This is a genomic window from Pedobacter sp. WC2501 (assembly GCF_052682415.1).
Window position 1 is genome coordinate 461,030 of record NZ_JBQZFI010000001.1, and the last position, 21,700, is coordinate 482,729.

Here is a 21,700-nt window from a genome sequence, read left to right on the forward strand (position 1 = left end):
GCTATTTATTAAATAAAAAGGTAAATAAAAATAAAAGGGCTTTTAAGCCAGTTTTGGGCTTAGGTTTAACAACTAAACGTTGTTTAATACGCATAAAGCGCTCGTATAACTTGGGTTTCTTTTGCAGTTCTTCAGCAAATTGCTTGGCTACTTCGTGTTTTTTCTCAGCCGGATCGTAAAGCATGGCAGTACACATGCAGTTTTTACGTTCTTTCATTTTTAAAATTTCGAAGTTTACGCAACTCTGGCAGCCTTTCCAAAATTCTTCATCTTGGGTAAGTTCGCTGTAAGTTACTGGTTCGTAACCCAGGTCTGAATTTATTTTCATCACCGCTAAACCAGTTGTTAAACCAAAGATTTTTGCTTTGGGATACAACTTTCTCGATAAACCGAAAATTTCATTTTTAATGGCTTTTGCTAATCCGGCTTTACGGTATTTAGGGCTTACTACCAAACCACTATTGGCTACAAACTGGCCGTGGCTCCAGGTTTCTATATAGCAAAATCCTGCCCAGGAACCATCTTTGTGGAAAGCAATAACCGATTTACCTTCTTGCATTTTATTGGAAATGTATTCAGGCGAGCGCTTGGCAATGCCCGTTCCACGAGCTTTTGCCGATTCGGCCATCTCGGTTACTATTTCTTCTGCAAATACACGATGTTCAGGAAGTGCAACCTGCACTATAAATTCGTTAATATCCATTCGTTTTCTAACGAAAAATTATAAGTATTCTTGTTAATTGGGTTTTTAGAGAGGATCAATTCCTCGTTACGTTTAGCGTAGGTACTAAATACGTGGAGTGAAATTTTGCCGGCTTGCGGGACAATAAAATACGGGTTGAAAATGATTAATAAACAAACCCTTCCCAGACACCATTTGTGTTGAGGAAACTGAAAGTTTATGTAAAATCTGTTTAATCATTTCTTGCGTATTAAAACGGCTTTAACTCTATTGAGGTGCAAAGGTTTAAATAAAAATCGAGTTACACAATATTTTTTAACTTTTTTACACTTTTATAATTATTACGGGAAAAGAAAAAGCCCCGAAATTTCGGGGCTTGGATCTGTTATTTTTTGGATAGGCCGACTGAAACCCTCGTTCCGTCTAAAAAGAAATTTAATTTCTTTGGTACTGTTGCTGCAGGGAGTTGAAATTTCCAGATGGTTTCTGTTGAAGCTTCAGCATCCGGTTCAGCACTACCGCTTTCCTTATGACCAGGAACTGATGTTCCATTATCTAACTCCAACCTTGAATCGGATGCAGAGATAGAAAAATATTTCTTTGCATCCAAAGTACTTTTGTTCGTTATTTGAAGTTTAACAGTAAGCTCAGAACCTGTAGATTTCCCTTCAGCATCTTGTAGGGCTACAGCACTGGCACCTGTTACCTTTACCAGAGCTTCTTTGGATTTACCAAGTATTGCACTATCAGGGCTAACCGTATAATCAGCACTTTCTGGCGCATTTTCTTCTTTCGCCGGAACACTAACTGTTGTTTCTGTCTTAGTAATTGTTGTATCCGCCGGTTTATCTTTTGACGAATTGCTACAGGAAGAAAATGCAAATACGCCAGCAGAGATGATTGCTAATTTTGAGATGTTCTTTATCATTTTTAAAAGGTTTAGTGGTTAATCAAAATTAAACTTATAAGTGTTATTTAACATTAAAATTATTAAACGTTTATGTAAACTCCATATAAACAGTTAATTCCATTTTTTGTTTTCATCTCCCCTTCATCATTCCGTTAATAATTTTAACATCTGTTTAACAACATTTAACATCCTTCTATGCTGCTTAAATCCAATATTTACATACCTGTAGCGAATGCGATGTGGCTATCGTTTTATGGGTACTCCTTAAATATTAAATAAATTTTAAACGTATGAAGAATTTTACACCATTTCATTTTAAATCGATCCCTTTATTTGTTCTAATTGCTTTTACAGCACTAACTTCATGTAAAAAAACCGAAACTACCGATCCTACCATCTCTTATTTAAGGGTAATCAATGTATCTCCATCTTTGGCTACCTACAATGCTTACTTTAACGGTAATATGGTTAATCCAGCAGCTTTGCCATTTGGAGGCGCTGTTAATTATCTTTCATACGCAGCTGGCGCTTACAGTTTAAAATTTACAACGGCCAGCAGTACGGAGAGCCTGTTAACCAAAACCATTACCTTGAATGCAAGTACCTATTACTCTTCTTATTTGATTAATAAACCTGCTGCATTAGATGTTTATACCATTGGTGATGACCTTTCTATCCCATCAACTGATAAAGCTTACATCCGTTTTATTAACTTATCGCCTGATGCCCCTGCCCTGGATCTGGCAAAAACCAGCGCAACTACCATGTTGGTTACCAATAAAGCTTACAAAAACGCAAGCGGTTTCGTTGCTGTAGATGCTGGAACTTACACATTGGATGCAAAAGAAAATTCATCGGGAGCAGTTAAAGCGACTTCCGAGAGTACCAGTTTTATAGCAGGTTATCATTATGACATTATTTGTGGTGGTTTGGCAGCACCTGCAAATGATACGGAACGACCACTGAGTTTGCAGGTTATTCTGATCAAATAAAAATGATTTCTGTAGTATTCGCCTTTCATAAAAACGGCAATTTTCACATCGAAAATTGCCGTTTTTAGTTTGTATTTAACAGGAAGCTATCTTCCTATCAGGAAAAACGATATTCTTCTCTATTTTTTAGTTACATCAGGGAATTTAACTTCCACAATATAAGTACCTTCCATTTTAAGTCTCCAAGACCACCTTAGGTTTACAGAAAAAACTGGCGATGAAGGAAAACCATCAACAGTTACAAATTGGCTTGGAATACGGTAATACATTAAAAATCCCCAATCTGTTGTTGATGTTACATATTTAATAGGTGGTTAACATTTAGCTTTTAAATACATGACTTTTGCAATTTAAAATACTCTTCTATTGACCCAAATCTCACATTCAAGCCAAATGATCCATATTTTTAGTCATTTTTGGAATATATTAAGCTAATTAGTTAGCTGATAGATTTTGATAAGAAAATATCAAAGGAAAATCCACGGAAAATAGCATCTAAAACGTTAAACTAATCTTTTAGTACAAAAAGATACAGAACTAAAACTTTCCATAAACACCTACTAGCGCACCCTATTTAGAATAGTTCAAAATAATTTGGATTATACAATTTTCTAACGTTATTTTGCAGTTGTTTAGAATTAATCCAAATAAATATTATCATGTTTAAAATCAAACTATCCTGTTTAGTATTTCTATTAACCTTTACCAGTATAATCTCATTTGCCCAGCAGTTTTCGACAATTAGGGGTACGGTTACCACCTCTAACGGAAAACCAGCGCCCTATATTTCAATTGGATTAAAGGGCAGAGGGCAGGGCACTATATCAGATGATAATGGCTTATACACCATTCACCGTGTTAAAGCCGGCACTTATATAATTAAAGCTTCAGCAGTTGGTATCGATGCCTCAGAAAAAAGCGTTACAATCGCGGCAGGAGAAACGAAAGTTATCGATTTCGTTTTGAAAGAAAATGACCAGGCGCTGGAGGAAATTACAATAGCAGGTATTAATCAAAAATACAAAGTAAGTTTACCTTCTGCTACACTTAGGTTAAACGAGCCGTTACTAGAGGCGCCACAAAATATTCAGATCGTAAGTAATCAAATCCTTAAAGACCAGCAGATCATTAGCATGAGCGATGGGTTGATTAGAAATGTAAGTGGTGCAGTTCGCCTTGAACACTGGGGAGATATGTACACCAATATTTTAATGCGCGGATCGCAAATTCAGGCCATGCGTAATGGTTTTAATGTGGTTTCTTCTTACTGGGGGCCACTGACGGAAGATATGAGCTTTGTTGACCATATTGAGTTTGTTAAAGGTCCTGCCGGATTTATGCTGGGCAATGGCGATCCAAGCGGAATGTATAATGTGGTAACCAAAAAGCCTACTGGTTTAAACCAGGGAGAGGTTTCGTTTACTGCCGGAAGCTTCGATTTATACCGTACAACAATTGATCTTGACCATAAGCTAACAGCAGATGGTAAATTCTTATTCCGTTTAAACGCTGCGGCGCAAAACAAAGCTTCATTTAGACCATACGAAAAAAATGACCGTTATAGTTTTGCACCTGTACTGAGCTATCAGATCACGCCAAGCACTAAGCTAACAGCAGAATATACTTTGCAAAATGCAAAAATGACTGAAGTGGGTTCTTATTACATTTTTAATACCGCCGGGTATGCCAGCTTACCAAGAGAATTTACCTTAACACAACCTGGGGTACAACCCACCCGAATCAACGATCACAGTATAACATTGAACCTAACACAACAATTAGGTCAAAATTGGAAATTAACTGCTCAGGCAGCTTATTACAAATATTTACAAAATGGTTCAAGCTCATGGCCATCGGCGGTATATCCAAATGGCACTATCATTCGTAATGTTGGTATTTGGGATGCTGAAAGCAGCATGAAGTTAGCTCAGTTGTTTGTGAACGGAACAGTTAAAACCGGAGGTATTGTACACCGTATTTTAGCTGGTTTTGATGGGGGTAAGAAAAATTATATAGCCGATTGGGGTCAATCTCACGATTTAGACCTGGCCAGTTCTCCATTTAATTTATACAACCCTAATTATGGCTTCCCATCAAATGGTTATCCAAATTTCGACCGTACTACTCCGTTAGAAGAAAGGGCAATTGCAGCAGGCGGTTTAATGGATCAAAAATACCTGAGCGGTTATGTGCAGGATGAATTAGGATTTTTCGATAATATTGTTCGTTTAACACTTGCTGGCCGTTACACCTATGTTAATCAATCAGCCTATGGCAGCCCTGCAGACAAAGCAAAACACGTTACCCCTAGGGTTGGTTTAAGTGTATCGGTTGATAAAAACACCTCTGTTTACGCCGTTTATGATGAGGCCTTTACTCCACAGACCGGCTTTTTCCGGGATGGTGGTACCGCAAAACCCATTACCGGTAACAATAAAGAATTTGGCATCAAAAAAGACTGGTTTGATGGCCGCTGGAATACTACCCTATCTCTTTACAGGATTACCAAACAAAACGAGATTACAGGCGATCCTAGTAATAAGGCAGGAGAAACTTTTAGCATCGTAATTGGCGAAAAAAGAGCCCAGGGCGTAGAATTTGATATTCGTGGCGAATTGGCCAAAGGATTAAACTTAATTGCAAACTATGCCTATACCGATGCGAAAGTAACAAAGGTAACAGATGGCGTTGAAGGCGTTTATGTTGGTCAGGTGGTACCGGGTTTTTCAAAACATACCACTAACGCATGGTTAACCTACTCATTACAGAACGGAGCGCTTAAAGGATTCGGCATCTCAGGAGGCTTTACCTATCTTGTCGACAGGGCTGTTGGCACCTACAGTGGTGAAAATGCAAATGAGAATCTTCCCGACTATTTTAAACTTGATGGAGGTTTATTCTGGTCGAATAAAAAAATAAAAGTCACTGCAAATGTATTTAACATTCTGGATAAGTATTTATACAGCGGCGCGTATTATACCAACTATTGGAACGCACCAACTTACAGCCAACCGGTTTACTCATGGCAGGCCGAAGCTCCAAGAAACTACAGAGTAAGCGTAGCCTATAAATTTTAAATTAAATTAATCAGGAGAAGCTGGATCAGATCAGTTTCTCCTGGTTTTAAAACCCAACCAGAAAACATGAAAACTAAAATCTCATTACTATTTTTATTTCTAGCCTTTAGCATTTCGAGTGCATTTGCACATGCTTTATGGATAGAAACAGCTTCAACAGGCAAAAAAGGGCAGGTACAGGAAGTGAAAGTTTTCTTCGGAGAATACGAAAGCAATGAACCTGATTCTGCCGCAAAATGGTTTAGCAACTTAAAAGATTTTAAACTGGTTCTAACTGCTCCAAACGGAACAACGAAAGTTTTAGCTTCTGCTGCCGATGTAAGTTTCTTTAAAGCAAGCTTCACTCCAGATCAGGAAGGTACTTATAAACTTTCTGTGGTTCATGAAGTTGCTGACATATATGAAAAAGCTAAAATTGAATATTATGCTTTTGCAGATGTTGCAGTAGGAAACGCAAAAATTAACAGCGCTTTCCCCGCTACCGCAGCATTAACCATCAGACCAGATAAGCATGCTTTAAGTGTAGGTGAAACATCAATTCATCAGGTAATTTATAACAAAACACCTTTTGCAAAACAGAAGTTAACGGTTGTAAATGCTGAAAGAAAAGCACAGCCTACCGAAACCGATGCAGAAGGAAAATTCACTTTCAAGCCAGAACAAAAGGGAAATTATTTTCTGGAAGCCTTTACAGAAGATAAAACACCTGGAAAATTAAATGGAAAAGATTACGATAAAGTTTGGCATTTAGTAACCTATACTACTAAGGTTAAGTAGTCGTAAATTTTAAAAAAATTTAAAGCCAATTAGTCTCGAAAAAGACTAATTGGTTCTTTTATTCATACAGCTTACTAAATGACATCAATAAAACCATCAATAAATTCAAAAAACAAAAAATCGCGACTACGACGGATTAGTGACTGGCTGCACCTGTGGTTAGGCATCATATCCGGCCTGATCGTATTGATGTTGGGCGTTACCGGATGTATGTATGTTTTTCAAAAGGAAATTACTGAGCTGATCCACCGCAAAGCATATTTTGTTGATGTTCCATCAAACCTTAAAACCCTGCCATTAAGTTTGCTGCAAACCAATGCCGAAAAAGCATTGGGAAATAAAAAGAAAATTGATTTTATTTCTACTTATAAAGCCCCAGAAAGGGCATGGGAATTTGGCACTTATAAAGCTGGTGATCCTAAGGCTTTCTGGTACTTCGATTCAGTTGATTATTACGATCTGGTACTGGTAAACCCTTACACAGGAAAAGTAACCTTGGTGGCCGATCATAAATATGAGTTTTTTGCAGTGGTTAAAATGATTCATTGGAGTTTGCTGATCAATCATCCCATTGGCCAACAAATTATCGGTTGGTCTACTTTTATTTTTGTGTTCCTGCTCATTTCAGGCATGGTGATGTGGTGGCCTAAAAACCTCAAAAAATCAAACTTCGATAAGAGTTTTAAAGTAAAGTGGAAAGCCAAATTTAAACGTATTAATTACGACATGCACAATGTACTGGGCTTTTATGTCATGATTATATGCCTGATGCTGGCTTTAACGGGCTTGGTGTGGGCTTTTCAATGGTTTCAGGGAGCAGTTTATGTTGTCGCATCAGGAACCACTACCCCACCAAAAGTGGTAGAAATAAAATCTGACTCAACAAAAACCAGTAATGCTGTTCCATTCGATATTGCCTTTGATCAGGCCAAAAAGATTTTTAAAAACGAAGATCGTATTGGTATGTCACCAGCGGGAGGCGGTACAGCAACTATTTATGCCACAGGTTACCGTGGTGAAGAAACTTACTGGAATTATGATATTTTACAGTTCGATCAGTACTCGGGCAAATTATTACATAGAACAAATCAATCAGAAAAAAACGGAGGTGAAACAGTAATTGGCATGAACTACGATATCCACGTTGGAGCTATTTTAGGCCTTCCCGGAAAAATAATGGCATTTTTTGCCAGTCTTATTGCAGCAAGTTTACCTATAACCGGATTTATTATCTGGTGGGGAAAAGGAAAAAAGAAAAAAAATCCCGCAATGGCGGAAAAACAAGTACATCCTAATTAATAATAAACATGAAATTTTTAAATCTATTTTTAGTCTTAAGCGGTTTAATTACCCTTAATACTAATGCGCAAACAAAAGTTGACTCGCCGGAAGAAAAGCTAGAGAAGGATCGGAAAGCAATAAAATCTTTAGCCGGTTTTTATGAGGTGAATTTCAATTATGGCGAAGTAACCGCACCTGATCCAAATTACAAATTCAGCAAACCTTACGAAAGCCATGGTAACGAATGGGCCGAAATTATTGTTGACGAACCTAAAAGAATTGTGATACAACACATGCTGGCCATTAACGATACTACGGTTATTAAACACTGGCGTCAGGACTGGACTTATGAAGATACCGACATTATGCTTTATACAGAAGGTAATGCATGGAAAAAAGGCAATTTAACACCAGCAGATGTAAAAGGCAAATGGACCCAAAAAGTTTATCAGGTTGATGATAGTCCACGTTACCAAGGTTACGGTACCTGGAGCCATGTTGGCGGTCACGATTCTTGGTCGAGCGAAACCGATTCTCCACTTCCGAGAAGAGAATCTACCGTACGTAAAGATTACAATGTATTAAACCGCGGCAGCAGAATAACGATTACCAAAGATGGTTGGATGTTTGAGCAGGACAATAAAAAAATTGTGCGCTCTGCCAGTGGCGATAAACTTTTAGCCGTTGAAAAAGGCTATGAGGAATTCACCAAAATAGACCCTAAAACTTTCGCTAATGCACAAAAATGGTGGGCCAGCCAAAAATCTTACTGGGCTGATGTGCGTGGCGTTTGGGCCAATATTATCGGATCTCAAAACACTTTCAAAGTACAAACCATGGCCAATGGCAAATTGCTTTACGAAACACTTTTTAGCTTGGGCGATCAATCTATTAAAGAAAAATGGTCAGCAAACCAGAACAAAGAAAAAATTAAAACCGCTTTACAGCCTTATCTGGTAAAGTAAAGCAGTTAAATTATAATGAATTGTTGATGGTTAATGGCAATGGTCTATTAACTGTCAACCATTTTTTGTTAAACGATATCCCCAGTTAGAGGTACTAAAGTGGCTTAGGTGGTCAATATTATTGTGAAAATTAAAGTTTGGCGCGCTTCGGTTGCTAAAGACCTGCTATCGCTTCAAGTCCTCACTCGTGGCTCGCTCTGGGCTTTACGCTTGATCAGGTTTATTTAACTTAGGCCTGTAATTGTCGGTACTAAACACACTATGTTAGTCAAGCTTTACAAGCAGGTTTTACCTATCATAAAGCCAGAAGGCTTGTAAAAATCTCAATTATGCTCTATATTTAGCAAATATCTAATATTAATCTCATGAACTTTTTCAAAAACTATTTTCTGGCGGCTGGCATTGTTTGGACACTATGTGCATTGTCAATTCTATTTTTAAATTTTAACTTCCAGGCAAAGGAAATTACCATAACACTTATTATTCCGCTTTCATATGCTATTTTCAGGTTGTTTGATCAACCAAAACAATTACCCAAAACAGAGTAATACCCAATACGATTCAATATTTGATATGAGATTTTTCTTCTTAATTGTATTTTTTCTCTTTTCAAAGTACAGTTTCGCACAAGATTCTACCTATACCAGAAGGATAATCAACACCCTTACTTCAAAAGAATTTTGGGGCAGAGGATATACGCGGGATGGGATGAAAAAATCTGCAGATTACCTCGTAGCGGCTTATCAAAAAATTGGGCTATTACCGATGGGTATAGCATATAAACAGTCTTTTAATTTCCCTGTAAATACTTTTCCCGGAAAAATGATGGTAGCCATTAACGGCAAAAAACTTATTCCTGGCAAAGATTTCATCGTAAACAATGAGAGTCCTGGCATTAAACAAACGGCACGTTTAACTCCGATTGATAGTCTTAATTACCAGGCTACACCTTCATTAAATGTTTCACTAAAAGATAAATTAACCTGGTCTGTAGCTACCGAAGTTGGAGAAGTAACCACCATTCAGCTCAATAAAAAGACCTTTACCGCAATACCGAAAGAAATCAGTGTTGATATTGAAAACAAATTCATTCCAAACTTTGAGGCGGCAAACGTTTGCGGCTTAGTAAAGGGTACTAAATTCCCCGATTCCATTTTAATCATTACCGCACATTACGATCATTTGGGTGGTATGGGGGCTGATACCTTTTTCCCTGGAGCAAATGATAACGCGGCTGGCGTGGCTACCCTATTAAGTTTAGCCAAATATTACGCTGCCAATCCCCAACCCTTTTCTATTGGCTTTATCTGTTTTGCTGGCGAAGAAGCTGGATTATTGGGCTCAAGATATTTTGTAGAAAATCCTTTGGTTCCCTTAAGTAAGATAAAATTCCTCCTCAACCTCGATCTGGTTGGAACAGGCGAAGCTGGGATGACCGTTGTTAATGCATCTGTTTACCCTAAAGCATTTGCTATGCTCAACGCCATTAACAATAAAAATCAGTATATCTCCAAAATAAACCCGAGAGGTAAAGCAGCCAACAGTGATCATTATTTCTTTACTGAAAAAGGTGTTCCTGCATTTTTTATCTACACCCAGGGTGGCCCATCTGCCTATCATGACATATTCGATAAACCCGAAACATTGCCCCTTACCGAGTACAAAGATTTATTTAAATTGATCGTTGGCTTTAATCAAAAACTAATGGAATAGCTGCCCTTTTTTGGATTAGTCAATGTAATTTCTCGTTTAGTATCTGCAGAAGCCTAAAGAATTAGTTTTTTGATTATGCCGTTAAAGTTAGTTTTACCAAATACTGATCTTCTCCATCATCAAAAATCAATTCAGCATTCCATCCAGTTTCGTTTGCAGTACGTTTGATAGTTTCTTCATCTATATAAATCCAGTTGAACCAGTTGCCTTTTTCGCCTTTATATTCGTACTGATAAGATACCTCGCCATAATATTGGTTTTCTGGTTTAGGCATATCTTCGTATAAATAAGCAATATCAGAAGAATCGAAAATTACCTGTCCATTTGGGTTGATGAGGTCTTTTAATTTGATCAGAAAATTTTTAAACCCAGGTAAAGTTCCAGTGAGGCCGATACCGTTCATGAGCATGATAATGGTATCGAACTTCTCCTCATAGGTAAAAACATCCTGTACGAATGCTTTTTTCACACCACGGTCTTTCATAATGCTCACCGCTGCTTCAGAAATATCAATAGCCGTAACATCAATATTAAATGCCTGTAGAAGCAGGGCATGACTACCTACACCAGCACCAATATCCAACACCTTGCCACTGCACATGTGCAAAGCCTGAAGTTCTAAAACAGGCATATCTTCATCATCACGAAAGAAAAATTCTAAAGGCATTTCTTCTGGCTCACCATACGAATTGTGCAGCCAAAGAGTTTCTGCCTCTCCCGTTCTATAAATATCTGTTAGCGCTTTACCAAAAACATCCATGGGAGCAAAGATAAGGAAAATGGAAGAGGTATGAGGGAAGATGGAAAATTGCCATGCTGTGCATTGTCCGCAGTTGGTCGGGATTTGTAATCCCGACTAGGAGATTTGTTACTCTTATAAAATCAAATTGAAATCTCAAACGGTCTGGATTATAAATCCAGACCAACGATTAATCGTTACTCCAACTCAAACACCTGATGGTATTCTGGTATGGCTACATGTTTAAAACCATTATCTTTTAACCTCGTGGCAAAATGCTGTTGTACCTCATACTCCCCATGTACCAGAAACAATTGTTTCACTTTCGCCGGATCCTGGCAAGATAAAAAGTGTAATAAATCTTCATAATCGCCATGTGCACTCATCGATTTTATCGATTGTACTTCAGCTTTAACATCATATTCATCACGGAAAATTTCAACTACTTTTTGTCCGGCAATTAACCTGCCACCGAGTGAATTTGGTTCACAATAACCCACCATTAAAATGGTATTTTTCTGGTTACCAATATTGTTTCTGATGTGGTGTTTTACCCGACCAGCCTCTGCCATGCCCGATGCCGAAATAATTACACATGGCCTTGGATCTTCATTTAAAGCTTTCGATTCTTCTACACTCTCAATAAAACGCAAGCCCTTAAATCCGAATACATCATGGTCTATTTTTAAGGTTTCTTTAACCCCGTTATTATATACTTCAGGATGGCTTTTAAGGATTTCTGTTGCTTTTGACGATAACGGACTATCTACATAATAAGGAATATCAGGTAATTTACCTTTTAGTTCCAATCCGTTTAAGGCATAAAGCAGTTCCTGTGTGCGGCCTACGGCGAATGCCGGAATAATTACTTTACCCTTTTTTACTTTGCAGGTATTGTTGATGATCTCCAACAGCAGATCTTCGATCGGATCGAGATCTTTATGCAGTGAATCGCCATAAGTAGATTCCATTAGAATATAATCGGCCTGATCAAACTGCTGGGGATTTTTTAAAAGCAGATCACCATAGCGGCCAACATCGCCCGAAAATGTAATCCGGGTTGGTTTGCCATCTTCGGTAATCGTAAGGTGGACTGCAGCACTGCCCAAAATATGACCAGCATCTGTAAATTTCAAGTGTATTCCCTGTTCAATTTCAAAATCTTCTTCATACTCCACAATCTTCATCAGACTAAGTGTTTTAATAACATCATCTTCTGTATAAAGCGCTTCTTCCATTTCTTCGCCGTGGCGGAGGTGGCGGTTTGCATATTCAGCGTCCTGCATCTGGATTTTGGCAGAATCCATCATTAAAATGCGGGCAAGATCCATTGTAGCCGGGGTACAGAAAATTTTACCTTCAAAACCTTCGGCAACCAGTTTGGGCAATAAACCGCAATGATCAATATGGGCGTGTGATAAAACGAGGTAGGTAACTTTTTTGGCATCGAAACCAAAGTAATCGTTTAATTTATCGGTAACATGACCCATTCCCTGGAATAAGCCACAATCTAATAATATCTGGGTACCGTTTTTTAAGGTAATAAGGTGCTTACTCCCCGTAACCGTACGGGCGGCACCATGAAAAGCAATGTTCATCAAGATGTTGGTTAGAAAATATATAGAATAAAAATGCCGGATATTTCCGGCACTTCCAATTCTTTACGCATTTATTTCTGCTACTTTATCTTTAACCTTATCTGCAACGCTTGTGGCTTTATCTGCCAAACCTGCTAATTTATCTTTAGAAGCATCTAAAAGATCAGCAAAAAAATCTGATACTTTATTTTTCAGATCGCTGCTCGAATCTGATGATAATGCCAATGCGATGGTTGCTCCTAATGCTGCTCCGGCTAATACGCCTACTATAATTTTTGTCTCTTTTTTCATGATCTTAGTAATTTACTTATTAAACATATTTAACCCACAGGTGTTTTTATTTTTTTTATCTTACAAAAACCAAACCACAATGAAGCGCATATTTTTTATAGACCTGGACAATACCATTTATTTTACCAAGCCGAACGAAGAACAGTTGATGGCCGAATTATACCGTTTCTTGGAAAGTGTGGATTTAGGCATTAGCAAAGACCATTTTCAACTTGCCAAACAGGAAATGTTAAAAACGCCGTTTCTGAAAGTGGCTAAAAAATACGGTTTTAAAGAAGAAGTAATGCCTGATGTGATTTCTTATCTCCAAAACAGAGAAGTAACCAAGCCTTTAAAACCGAGCGACGATTATCACCATATCAAAAGTTTAATCGGACGGAAATTTATTGTAACGGCCGGTTTTCCAAAACAACAGCTTTCAAAAATAAAGATGCTGGGCATTGCAGATGATTTTGAAGAAGTGCATGTAGTAGATGTTTCTATAGCTAACAAGAAAAAAACTTTTCAAACATTGATCGATCAACATCAACTTGACAAAAATGATATTTTAATTATTGGCGATGATGCCGAATCGGAAACTAAATTCGGACTGGAACTGGGAATCAGCACTTTTTTACTCGATCCAGAAAACCTGTACCCAAATGCCAAAAGCACTTTTAGGGGGAATGATTTAAGTAATTTGCATGCAGCGGCAGGTCAAGCTTAGTTACGTCAATTCGAGCGGAGTGCAACGTAGCCGAGAAATCTAAATATCGGAAGCTAACTTATATAAATCCCTCATTAAGCTGTACTCAAAGGATGACAATCGTACTTAAAACTTAAATGTTCTAAGGTGACTCAGGTGGTCAACATTAAAATGAAATGCTTAAAAACCAGATATTACTAAAACAGTTTCTAATTGTTATGACCACTTTAGGTATCTAAGCACACTTCAGAAAAGTTAATCAATAAAAAAGTCCCGATTTTCATCGGGACTTTCCATTTATCCTCTACCACCTCTTGATGGTCTTCCACTTTCACCTCCACCTCTTTGTTGTTGAGGCGGAGCTTCTCTTCTTTGTTCTTGTCTTTGTTGCTGCTGTTGAGCTCTTTGTTGTTGAGCCTGAGCATCACGTTGTGCACGCTCTTGTTGCTGTTGTTGTGCTTGCTGGGCACGTTGCTGTTGTGCCTGTTCATTACGTTGTTGTTGAGCCTGTGCATCGCGCTGTGCTCTTTCTTGTTGTTGCTGCTGGGCTTGTTGCGCACGCTGCTGCTGCATTTGCTCATTACGTTGTTGTTGAGCTTGAGCATCGCGTTGAACCCTTTCTTGCTGTTGTTGTTGAGCCTGTTGAGTACGTTGCTGCTGCACCTGTTCGTTACGTTGTGCTCTTTGCTGATCCATTTGAGCACGTTGCTGATCATTCTGACCTTGCTGCTGTGGCTGCATATTACGTTGGTTACGTTGTTGATCGACGCTCATGCGGTCTTGATTACGCTGCTGTCTGATCTGATCTAAACGTTGCTGATCCTGGCCACGATTTGCATTATCCTGCCTGTTCCCGTTATCAATTCCGTTAGTGCCACCACGACTAATACGTCCGTTTGCATCCCTGTTATAAGCCTCGCCCCTGTTATTAGGCTGATTATTATTATCTCTGCCTACCGTGCCATTATTTCTATCTGGTTGTGTAGAAGTACGATTATCTCTTGATCCAAAACGGTTGTCGTTATTGCCTGGATTACCGCCTCTTTGATCGCGATTGGTATACCCTTCGTTTCTTCCGCCTCTGCTAATACCAGCATTACCTTGTTCAAATCTTCTTGGTGCAGCATTACGATTATCTACCGCATTACGTTCAGGTCTTGGTCTGTAAATAGAAACCTCTCTACCACCAACCCTGCTTGCGCCCGGTCTTGAACTTTGCGCATAACGGTAAACTGTTACATCCCTATTGGTGGCACGTCTGATATCTTCAACCCTTGGACCGCCATAATAAGTTCTTCTGTTATATACATAAGTATTATTGATGATGGTGGTGTTGCGGATATATACATTATTGCGACCGTAATCATATCTTGGGAAAGTATTGATATAAATATTACGTTGTGGAATAAAGTTCCAGCAAAATTCTGGTACCGCATAACGGCGGCCAAAGCTTAAATTAATGCTGATACTTGGTGCCATAGGTGCCCATCCGTAATAACCATCGCCACTTCTCCAATCTACCCAGGCTGGCCCCCAATTGGTATCAGGTAACCAGATCCATTGCCTGTAACTGTTAATTACCCAACGGCCATAGTGGAAAGGTGCCCAGCCCCAATCGTAATTAGAAACCCAGGTATTGCCATATTCTGTCATTGCCCAACGCCCGTTTGTGTAATATGGACGAAAATCGCTTTGATTTACATCCGGACGCCAAACATAACCATATTGTGGATCCTGAATCCAGGTACCATAAGGCGAAAGTTCATCGTAAAAAGTCTGTAAAGAGATATTGCCAGTACTGTAACCATCATTCTGGTAATCGTTTTGATAGTCTTGTGCCCTGACAAGGGTTGTGGTTCCGGCAAGGAGCGCAAAGAGCCCCAGCACAAGTGCCGTAGATTTCAGTGTTTTCATTTGTGTGTTTATTTTTAATAACCTAATGTGTGTGTATCAATTAGAGAACCAAAATTAAAGAAGGTTTAATATGCAAGCATAGTTTTAGCGTTTTCCTTCAAATATTGCGTTGCAGGGCATATTTAACTAATATTTAACGTTTTAAGTGAAGTTTAATTGTGCAGAAAATTAGTCAGTTAGAAATAAAATTTGCTACACCTTTGCTTACAAAAGAGATTATATTGCTAATACAGCAAACTTTAGAACTTAAATTCTATTTATTGTGAGTATTTTTGTAGCATGCAAAAAGGCACTTTATACCTTATTCCCGTACCATTGGCTGAAGAGGTAGCACACAAAACGTTTACTCCTTATTTGGTTGATACCATTAACCAGATTGATACCTACATTGTAGAAAACAGTAAAACAGCCCGTAAGTTTTTAAAGGAAGCTGGATTAAAAACTCCTCAAAAAGATCTGATCGTACACGATTACGGTAAACATAACCGCACCGATTTAGGTCAGTTTTTTGCAGAGCTTAATGCCGGAAAAGATGTAGGTTTGATGAGCGAAGCGGGTTGCCCTGGCATTGCCGATCCAGGAGCCGATATTGTTGCCGAAGCACATAAACGCGGTATTAAAGTAGTTCCTTTGGTTGGTCCAAGCTCGATTTTACTGGCCTTAATGGCATCGGGTTTTAACGGACAAAGTTTTGCCTTTTGGGGATATTTACCAATCGATAAAGAGCAACGAACCAAACGGATTAAAGACCTGGATTTATCAGCAAGTCGCTATAAACAAACACAGATATTCATCGAAACACCTTTCCGCAATAACCAGCTTTTTGAAGAAGTGCTGAAAAGCTGCAAGCCCAATACACAGGTATGTGTAGCTAGCAATCTTACCTCAGCAGATGAATTTATTAAGACCCAAAGTGTTTACAATTGGCGAAAAGAGGAAATAGACCTGCATAAACAGCCAACTATATTTTTGTTGTACTAAGTTGTTCATTCGTTCAGTAGCCATTGGCTCATTGGTCAATGGGTGATAGTTTAATAGTTCATAGCCAAATCGCCATTGCGAGAGAGCCCTTCAACCGACAAAGCAATCCTACTACTATGGGTTATCGCAACCGCATTAACTAACGACTTTGAAAAAATCAAAACATATCCCGCACCAGATTGGTTGTTAATGTAGCGTTCTGTAATATTATTCACTAAATTTTATAATTATGAAAAATACGGGCACACCAAAAAACAACCCCACAGTTCAGGGCAGTTCAATAGCAGATCGGGCAAATCATGATGTTAAAACCGATAAAAAAATCCAGGGCATTACCAACGGCGGGGGACAACGATCTGATCAGACTTCGAACAAGGACAATCAGCGGAAATACGATAATAAGAAATAATGAAAAAAGGTGATGATCTTGCAAGATCATCACCTTTTTTGTTATTCATAAATCCCTAATCCATGGGATGCCCGGGATAATAGCCCTCTGTAGCAATGATATATATTGCATCTTCTACCAACGGAAGTTTAGGCAGGGCAAAATTCGACCTGCCATAATCTACTTCGCGCAATACCAATCTTATCTGATCACCCTGTCAGGAGAAAAGGCAATAAAATATTCAGATCCGGTTTCGATACTAACATTAAGGTTGGGCACATTAACTTTGGGCTGCTCTTTAAGCTGCGATAATACACTCGCTGTAAAATCGTGTATCTTTTTGGGATCTATATGACAGGAAACTGTAGGGAAGAAATCGTGCTCTATCGCGGCCTTTCCCTCCTCACTTACCTGGCTAAATTTCCACGATTCTGTAGCCCGAAAACCATTTTCGTTGTTAGCATTATTTAAATGGTATAAAAACACTTTTGCCTGTAAGGCTATACTCTCATTTTGCATACTATAAAATTTTGGGCTTTTTGGCCATAATTTGGTAAGGTAAGAAGAATTAACTGGTAGTACACTTTTTTTGATTGGTAAGCGATATGGGAATTAACCTTGTTTTTCTGTAAAATCCCTTATTCAACTCAAATATTATAAATAAAACAGACCTTAGTGTAAATTTTCAAATACATATATCACTTTAGAACATTACAGAGCATATTACTTAAGTTTTCGTGTAAAATTATCCTGCAGGCAAAAAATAATGTAACACGTTCTGTTACATTTGTTTAATCAGCGCTTAACGGACTAACTAAACTTAAACCTTATGAAAAAAAATCTAAAACAGATCGCCATCGTTGCATTGGTTGTAATGGTAATTGCAGCCTGTAAAAAAAATCAAGAATCATCAACCACCGAACCACAAGAAACAGTAAAAAATACCGACAAAGTTTTGCAGTACATTAAAGACCTGGGCTTCCCTTCAACAAGTATTGTTGATAATGGAAATGAATATGTTGTTGAGGAAGATATTACCTTCCCTAAAAACATGGAAATCCCTGCAAATACGGGGCTAAAAACCGAACAGTATTATACCGGAAGTATCGTAAATGCAACGAAAAAATTGAATATCAGGATTTTTGTAGATGCATCTATGACCTCTATGAGCAGTGAGATCAATAGTGCTATTGCGCAATGGAATGCTGTTCCAAATTCGACCTTACGCTTTAGCGTTGTAACAACTGCACCTTATGACATTCTGATCAAAAATGAAAATTTAGGAAATGGTGTTTGCGGCCAGGGACAGTTCCCTTCGGGAGGAAGTGCAGGCGCTTTGGTTAAAATCAATAAAAATTACATTGCAGGTAATTCTTTTGCACAACGTGCCAGAACAATTTGTCACGAGTTTGGTCACTGTATCTCATTCAGACATACTAACTGGGCTGCTATCGGTGAATCAAGTGCAACAAATGTACCTGGCGTAACCGGAACCGATGCATCATCGATCATGAATGGTGGTCAATGCGGATCAGGCGCCACAGTATTATCACAAAAAGATAAAGATGCTACTGCCGTATTATATTAAAATTTGCTAAAAACAACTAAACAAACCTAAACTAGTTTTTAAGGAGCTGATCATTAACAAGCCCGGGAGCTCATTTTAGCATCCGGGCTTATTCTTTTGATAAGGCAATAATGTCTCTTCCCTCTAAAATCCGCCTTTCGTCGTTATGGCTCAAGGTATTGATCATCGCCTGTCCCAGTTCAGCCATGGTACAGAAACCACTGGGGTAAACCGCCCTACCAATCGGAAATAACCAGTTAATATATTTATAGAATTTATGTGCATATTTCTGGCCTGGCAAAGGCTTGATAAAACCCGGACGAAAATTAAAAACCTGTTCGAAAGGTAATTTTGTTAAATCGCTTTCTGTTTTGCCTTTTACCTGTGCCCATTTCAAACGGCTATGCGCATTAGTTCCCCCACCAGAAACATAACAAAAAGTCATATCACTATTGAGTTTGCTCAATGTTTGCGCAACATGCATAGTGAGTGTATAGGTCATTTTATAATAGGTTTCCTGATCAGCACCTACTGAAGTAATGCCTAAACAAAAGAAACAGGCATTATAACCCGTTAACTGACTTTCTATCTTCGAGAAATCGAAAAAATCAGGATGGATAATCTCTTTCAGCTTTGGATGGCTATAACCACAAGGTTTGCGGTTAATCACTAAAACGCTATTAATTTCGGGACTGTTTAGGCATTGCATCAATACCCCTTCTCCAACCATCCCAGTAGCACCGGTAATAATAACGTTGTTTTGATCTCTGGTTTTTCCCATGATTAATGATTTACAAATTAAACCGCTTAAAAGTGGCATTGTTTAGCACAATATACAAAAAGAGCAAACTGTTAATTTGCTCTTATAATATTATCTTGCTGTTGGACCTTTCATCTGGTAATCTTTAGGTGGTTCTGCACCTAAAAGGTTTTGTACAAAGTAATCCCAACGGCGGCGCATCATATAAGGAGAATAAGTACCATAACCATGTGCACTGTTTGGAAAAATCACAAGGTCGAAAGATTTATTTGCTTTTTCGAGTGCCTCTACTACCAGTAGCGTATTGTATGGCGGCACGTTATCATCCATCATACCATGTACTAACATCAATTTTCCTTTCAGGTTTTTAGCATAGTTCTGGTTGGCCTGCGCTTCATAATCCGAATTTTCGACCAAACCATTGTAACGTTCGCCCCAATCGTCTTCGTAGTTTCTATTGTCATGGTTACCTGATTCTGAAATTCCTACTTTGAAGAAATCGGGATAACGGAACATCGCAGCAGCAGTAGCAAAACCACCACCAGAATGACCCCAGATACCTACTTTTGTAGTGTCAATAGGATATTTTGCTGAAAGCTGCCTGATGGCTGCAATCTGATCTGGCAAGGTATTCTCTGCCATGTTGCCGTAGCTCATGTCGTGGAAACTTTTAGAACGGTCAGGGTTACTGGTTCCCTCTATTACCACAACGATAAAACCCAGTTCGGCCAAGGCCTGGTTATCGCCACGCGAAGCCGCAAATGCCCAACTGCCTACACTACCGCCCTGCGGACCTGGATAAATATAATCGATAACGGGATATTTCTGGCTGGCATCCATTTTTGTTGGTGTAAAAACCAGACCATAGATATCTGTTTTACCATCTTTTGCTTTCACTAAAACCGGAGTTGGTGCTTTCCAACCTGTGGCGCTTAATCTCGAAACATCAGTTTTTTCTAAAGTATTGATCAGTTTTCCGTCAATGCTTCTTAAAACGGTAACTGCTGGTACATCTGGCTGCGAGTAACTATCTACAAAATAGTTGAAAGATGGAGAAAATACTACCTGGTGATTACCGGCTTCTGGCGTTAAAAGGGTTAAATTTTTCCCATCGAAACCAATTTTATACAGGTAACTGAAATAAGGATTACCTTTTTCGCGGCCATTGGCAAAGAAATAAAGGGTACGTGCTTTTTCGTCTACTTTAACCAATCGCGTAACTACGAAATCGCCCTTAGTGATCTGGTTTTTCAATTTTCCGTTACCGGAATCGTATAAATACAAATGTCCCCAGTTATCTCTTTCCGAATACCAGATGATTTCCTTCGATGCCGGAAGATAACGCCAGTTAATGGCGCCCTGACCCGATTCGAACTGTGTTTTTACCGTTTCTTCGAAAACTTCCCTCACAGCACCGGTTGTTGCATTGGCAATACGGAATTTTTCGTTTTTATGGTCGCGGGAGGTAGACACAAATGCCACCTCAGATCCATCAGCTTTCCAATCGATATCATCAAAAGTACCGCTGCTCGAAATGTCATCGCTTAAAGTTGCACGATGTTGATCTGCAGGAATGTTAAGCGAAATTACTTTTGGATTTTCTACATCAACGATCACCCTTCTGATAGTCGCGATCTCTTTATCACCAGGCAAAGGATATTTCCATGCTTTTAATACTGGTGCGCCCACATTAGTGGTTACAAGATACATATCTTTTGAATTTCTTTGATCTTGCTGAAAAGTAGCTATCTTTTTCGAATCAGGCGACCAACGCAAAATTGGCGCATCGCTGTGTTTCCAACCTGCATTATCGGTAGCATAACCATAATCTTTAATGCCATCGGTGGTGAGTTGTGTTAATTTGCCAGAGGCCAAATCTTTCACAAAAAGATTATAATCTTTAATTAAAATAGCTTTTTTTCCATCAGGTGATACTACCTCATTTCGGCCGCCCATACGTCGCGATGGCATTTCGCCACCTTTATAATCAGTAGTGGGTGTTTTAGTTTTCTTTGCAGGATCTACCAGAAAAGTCTGTTCGGTACCATTGGTTTTTGTGCTGTACCAAAATTTATCGCCTTCAAGCCAGTTCGGCTGCACGTTGGCATGGTCGATATACTTTGCGGTGTTGTAGCTCATAAAACTTTCCGCTCTTTCATAATCGCTAACGGTTAAAGCTTTTTGCTGAGCATTTGCTGTTATGGCCAAAGTACAAGCCGTTACAGTAAGCCAATATTTATTTATCATGTTAGTTAATCTTGCGATAAAAATAATACTGTTTTGGCAAATGATTGGTATTAATCGTGATACAAAATGGGCATAGGGCGCAGAGGAACGTGCAAAGAACCAGATAAATTACTTCAGACTTTCAGATAACTGA

General features: G+C 38.7%; 19 protein-coding genes. 10 read left to right on the top strand and 9 right to left on the bottom strand.

Translation table 11 applies throughout. From position 1 onward, the window contains the following. Nucleotide 1: 1 nt before the first annotated feature. Nucleotides 2-703: a GNAT family N-acetyltransferase gene (locus ACUN24_RS02035; RefSeq protein ID WP_316847784.1), complete on the bottom strand. Its 702-nt coding sequence runs from the start codon at nucleotides 701-703 to the stop codon at nucleotides 2-4. 364 nt (nucleotides 704-1,067) lie between these two features. Further along, nucleotides 1,068-1,610: a hypothetical protein gene (locus ACUN24_RS02040; RefSeq protein ID WP_445561029.1), complete on the bottom strand. Its 543-nt coding sequence runs from the start codon at nucleotides 1,608-1,610 to the stop codon at nucleotides 1,068-1,070. Nucleotides 1,611-1,882: 272 nt separating this feature from the next. Here ACUN24_RS02040 and ACUN24_RS02045 point away from each other — a divergent pair, with 272 nt between their 5' ends. The 6 genes from ACUN24_RS02045 to ACUN24_RS02070 all read left to right on the top strand — a co-directional run bounded on the left by ACUN24_RS02045 (nucleotide 1,883) and on the right by ACUN24_RS02070 (nucleotide 10,397). Further along, the gene (locus ACUN24_RS02045) at nucleotides 1,883-2,584 is read left to right on the top strand and encodes a DUF4397 domain-containing protein (RefSeq protein WP_445561030.1); all 702 of its coding nucleotides are present in this window, start codon (nucleotides 1,883-1,885) and stop codon (nucleotides 2,582-2,584) included. 659 nt (nucleotides 2,585-3,243) lie between these two features. Beyond that, entirely contained in the window at nucleotides 3,244-5,661 is a 2,418-nt protein-coding gene (locus tag ACUN24_RS02050; protein ID WP_445561031.1) for a TonB-dependent siderophore receptor, read from the top strand. 66 nt (nucleotides 5,662-5,727) lie between these two features. Beyond that, nucleotides 5,728-6,438 (top strand): DUF4198 domain-containing protein, encoded by a 711-nt coding sequence (locus tag ACUN24_RS02055; RefSeq protein ID WP_445561032.1) that lies wholly within the window; start codon nucleotides 5,728-5,730, stop codon nucleotides 6,436-6,438. A 78-nt stretch (nucleotides 6,439-6,516) separates the two neighbouring features. Further along, the gene (locus tag ACUN24_RS02060; protein ID WP_445561033.1) at nucleotides 6,517-7,737 is read left to right on the top strand and encodes a PepSY-associated TM helix domain-containing protein; all 1,221 of its coding nucleotides are present in this window, start codon (nucleotides 6,517-6,519) and stop codon (nucleotides 7,735-7,737) included. Between the two features lie 8 nt (nucleotides 7,738-7,745). Continuing rightward, nucleotides 7,746-8,684 (top strand): DUF6607 family protein, encoded by a 939-nt coding sequence (locus ACUN24_RS02065; protein WP_445561034.1) that lies wholly within the window; start codon nucleotides 7,746-7,748, stop codon nucleotides 8,682-8,684. 573 nt (nucleotides 8,685-9,257) lie between these two features. Next, nucleotides 9,258-10,397, top strand: coding sequence for a M28 family metallopeptidase (locus tag ACUN24_RS02070; RefSeq protein ID WP_445561035.1), 1,140 nt, complete (start codon nucleotides 9,258-9,260; stop codon nucleotides 10,395-10,397). Nucleotides 10,398-10,470: 73 nt separating this feature from the next. Here ACUN24_RS02070 and ACUN24_RS02075 read toward each other — a convergent pair whose 3' ends face one another. The 3 genes from ACUN24_RS02075 to ACUN24_RS02085 all read right to left on the bottom strand — a co-directional run bounded on the left by ACUN24_RS02075 (nucleotide 10,471) and on the right by ACUN24_RS02085 (nucleotide 13,025). Further along, on the bottom strand, nucleotides 10,471-11,157 hold the full coding sequence (locus tag ACUN24_RS02075; protein WP_445561036.1) for a class I SAM-dependent methyltransferase: 687 nt from the start codon (nucleotides 11,155-11,157) through the stop codon (nucleotides 10,471-10,473). 176 nt (nucleotides 11,158-11,333) lie between these two features. Beyond that, nucleotides 11,334-12,734, bottom strand: a complete 1,401-nt coding sequence (locus tag ACUN24_RS02080) for an MBL fold metallo-hydrolase RNA specificity domain-containing protein (protein WP_445561037.1) — start codon at nucleotides 12,732-12,734, stop codon at nucleotides 11,334-11,336. A 63-nt stretch (nucleotides 12,735-12,797) separates the two neighbouring features. Next, the gene (locus ACUN24_RS02085) at nucleotides 12,798-13,025 is read right to left on the bottom strand and encodes a YtxH domain-containing protein (protein ID WP_134204220.1); all 228 of its coding nucleotides are present in this window, start codon (nucleotides 13,023-13,025) and stop codon (nucleotides 12,798-12,800) included. A gap of 79 nt (nucleotides 13,026-13,104) precedes the next feature. Here ACUN24_RS02085 and ACUN24_RS02090 point away from each other — a divergent pair, with 79 nt between their 5' ends. After that, the gene (locus ACUN24_RS02090; protein WP_445561038.1) at nucleotides 13,105-13,731 is read left to right on the top strand and encodes an HAD family hydrolase; all 627 of its coding nucleotides are present in this window, start codon (nucleotides 13,105-13,107) and stop codon (nucleotides 13,729-13,731) included. A gap of 276 nt (nucleotides 13,732-14,007) precedes the next feature. Here the strand turns inward: ACUN24_RS02090 and ACUN24_RS02095 are convergent, their stop codons facing one another. Then, nucleotides 14,008-15,624: a DUF6600 domain-containing protein gene (locus ACUN24_RS02095; RefSeq protein ID WP_445561039.1), complete on the bottom strand. Its 1,617-nt coding sequence runs from the start codon at nucleotides 15,622-15,624 to the stop codon at nucleotides 14,008-14,010. 279 nt (nucleotides 15,625-15,903) lie between these two features. Between ACUN24_RS02095 and ACUN24_RS02100 the strand changes: the two genes are divergently transcribed. Together ACUN24_RS02100 and ACUN24_RS02105 are read left to right on the top strand one after the other, a co-directional pair. After that, entirely contained in the window at nucleotides 15,904-16,605 is a 702-nt protein-coding gene (locus ACUN24_RS02100; protein ID WP_445561040.1) for an SAM-dependent methyltransferase, read from the top strand. Between the two features lie 229 nt (nucleotides 16,606-16,834). Continuing rightward, complete coding sequence (locus ACUN24_RS02105) at nucleotides 16,835-17,014, top strand: hypothetical protein (protein WP_090765130.1); 180 nt, start codon at nucleotides 16,835-16,837, stop codon at nucleotides 17,012-17,014. A 180-nt stretch (nucleotides 17,015-17,194) separates the two neighbouring features. Here the strand turns inward: ACUN24_RS02105 and ACUN24_RS02110 are convergent, their stop codons facing one another. Further along, nucleotides 17,195-17,512 (bottom strand): hypothetical protein, encoded by a 318-nt coding sequence (locus ACUN24_RS02110; protein WP_445561041.1) that lies wholly within the window; start codon nucleotides 17,510-17,512, stop codon nucleotides 17,195-17,197. A gap of 310 nt (nucleotides 17,513-17,822) precedes the next feature. Between ACUN24_RS02110 and ACUN24_RS02115 the strand changes: the two genes are divergently transcribed. Then, entirely contained in the window at nucleotides 17,823-18,581 is a 759-nt protein-coding gene (locus ACUN24_RS02115; protein ID WP_445561042.1) for a M57 family metalloprotease, read from the top strand. 88 nt (nucleotides 18,582-18,669) lie between these two features. Here the strand turns inward: ACUN24_RS02115 and ACUN24_RS02120 are convergent, their stop codons facing one another. Together ACUN24_RS02120 and ACUN24_RS02125 are read right to left on the bottom strand one after the other, a co-directional pair. Next, nucleotides 18,670-19,341, bottom strand: coding sequence for an epimerase (locus ACUN24_RS02120; protein ID WP_445561043.1), 672 nt, complete (start codon nucleotides 19,339-19,341; stop codon nucleotides 18,670-18,672). A 90-nt stretch (nucleotides 19,342-19,431) separates the two neighbouring features. After that, nucleotides 19,432-21,567 carry a DPP IV N-terminal domain-containing protein gene (locus tag ACUN24_RS02125; protein ID WP_445561044.1) on the bottom strand — a complete coding sequence of 712 codons (2,136 nt, stop codon included), beginning with the start codon at nucleotides 21,565-21,567 and terminating at the stop codon, nucleotides 19,432-19,434. Nucleotides 21,568-21,700: the final 133 nt, after the last annotated feature.

Bases quoted from the DNA above. Each gene is read 5' to 3' on its own strand.
- ACUN24_RS02035 (WP_316847784.1), bottom strand. From the start codon at position 703: ATGGATATTAACGAATTTATAGTGCAGGTTGCACTTCCTGAACATCGT.
- ACUN24_RS02040 (WP_445561029.1), bottom strand. From the start codon at position 1,610: ATGATAAAGAACATCTCAAAATTAGCAATCATCTCTGCTGGCGTATTT.
- ACUN24_RS02045 (WP_445561030.1), top strand. From the start codon at position 1,883: ATGAAGAATTTTACACCATTTCATTTTAAATCGATCCCTTTATTTGTT.
- ACUN24_RS02050 (WP_445561031.1), top strand. From the start codon at position 3,244: ATGTTTAAAATCAAACTATCCTGTTTAGTATTTCTATTAACCTTTACC.
- ACUN24_RS02055 (WP_445561032.1), top strand. From the start codon at position 5,728: ATGAAAACTAAAATCTCATTACTATTTTTATTTCTAGCCTTTAGCATT.
- ACUN24_RS02060 (WP_445561033.1), top strand. From the start codon at position 6,517: ATGACATCAATAAAACCATCAATAAATTCAAAAAACAAAAAATCGCGA.
- ACUN24_RS02065 (WP_445561034.1), top strand. From the start codon at position 7,746: ATGAAATTTTTAAATCTATTTTTAGTCTTAAGCGGTTTAATTACCCTT.
- ACUN24_RS02070 (WP_445561035.1), top strand. From the start codon at position 9,258: ATGAGATTTTTCTTCTTAATTGTATTTTTTCTCTTTTCAAAGTACAGT.
- ACUN24_RS02075 (WP_445561036.1), bottom strand. From the start codon at position 11,157: ATGGATGTTTTTGGTAAAGCGCTAACAGATATTTATAGAACGGGAGAG.
- ACUN24_RS02080 (WP_445561037.1), bottom strand. From the start codon at position 12,734: ATGAACATTGCTTTTCATGGTGCCGCCCGTACGGTTACGGGGAGTAAG.
- ACUN24_RS02085 (WP_134204220.1), bottom strand. From the start codon at position 13,025: ATGAAAAAAGAGACAAAAATTATAGTAGGCGTATTAGCCGGAGCAGCA.
- ACUN24_RS02090 (WP_445561038.1), top strand. From the start codon at position 13,105: ATGAAGCGCATATTTTTTATAGACCTGGACAATACCATTTATTTTACC.
- ACUN24_RS02095 (WP_445561039.1), bottom strand. From the start codon at position 15,624: ATGAAAACACTGAAATCTACGGCACTTGTGCTGGGGCTCTTTGCGCTC.
- ACUN24_RS02100 (WP_445561040.1), top strand. From the start codon at position 15,904: ATGCAAAAAGGCACTTTATACCTTATTCCCGTACCATTGGCTGAAGAG.
- ACUN24_RS02105 (WP_090765130.1), top strand. From the start codon at position 16,835: ATGAAAAATACGGGCACACCAAAAAACAACCCCACAGTTCAGGGCAGT.
- ACUN24_RS02110 (WP_445561041.1), bottom strand. From the start codon at position 17,512: ATGCAAAATGAGAGTATAGCCTTACAGGCAAAAGTGTTTTTATACCAT.
- ACUN24_RS02115 (WP_445561042.1), top strand. From the start codon at position 17,823: ATGAAAAAAAATCTAAAACAGATCGCCATCGTTGCATTGGTTGTAATG.
- ACUN24_RS02120 (WP_445561043.1), bottom strand. From the start codon at position 19,341: ATGGGAAAAACCAGAGATCAAAACAACGTTATTATTACCGGTGCTACT.
- ACUN24_RS02125 (WP_445561044.1), bottom strand. From the start codon at position 21,567: ATGATAAATAAATATTGGCTTACTGTAACGGCTTGTACTTTGGCCATA.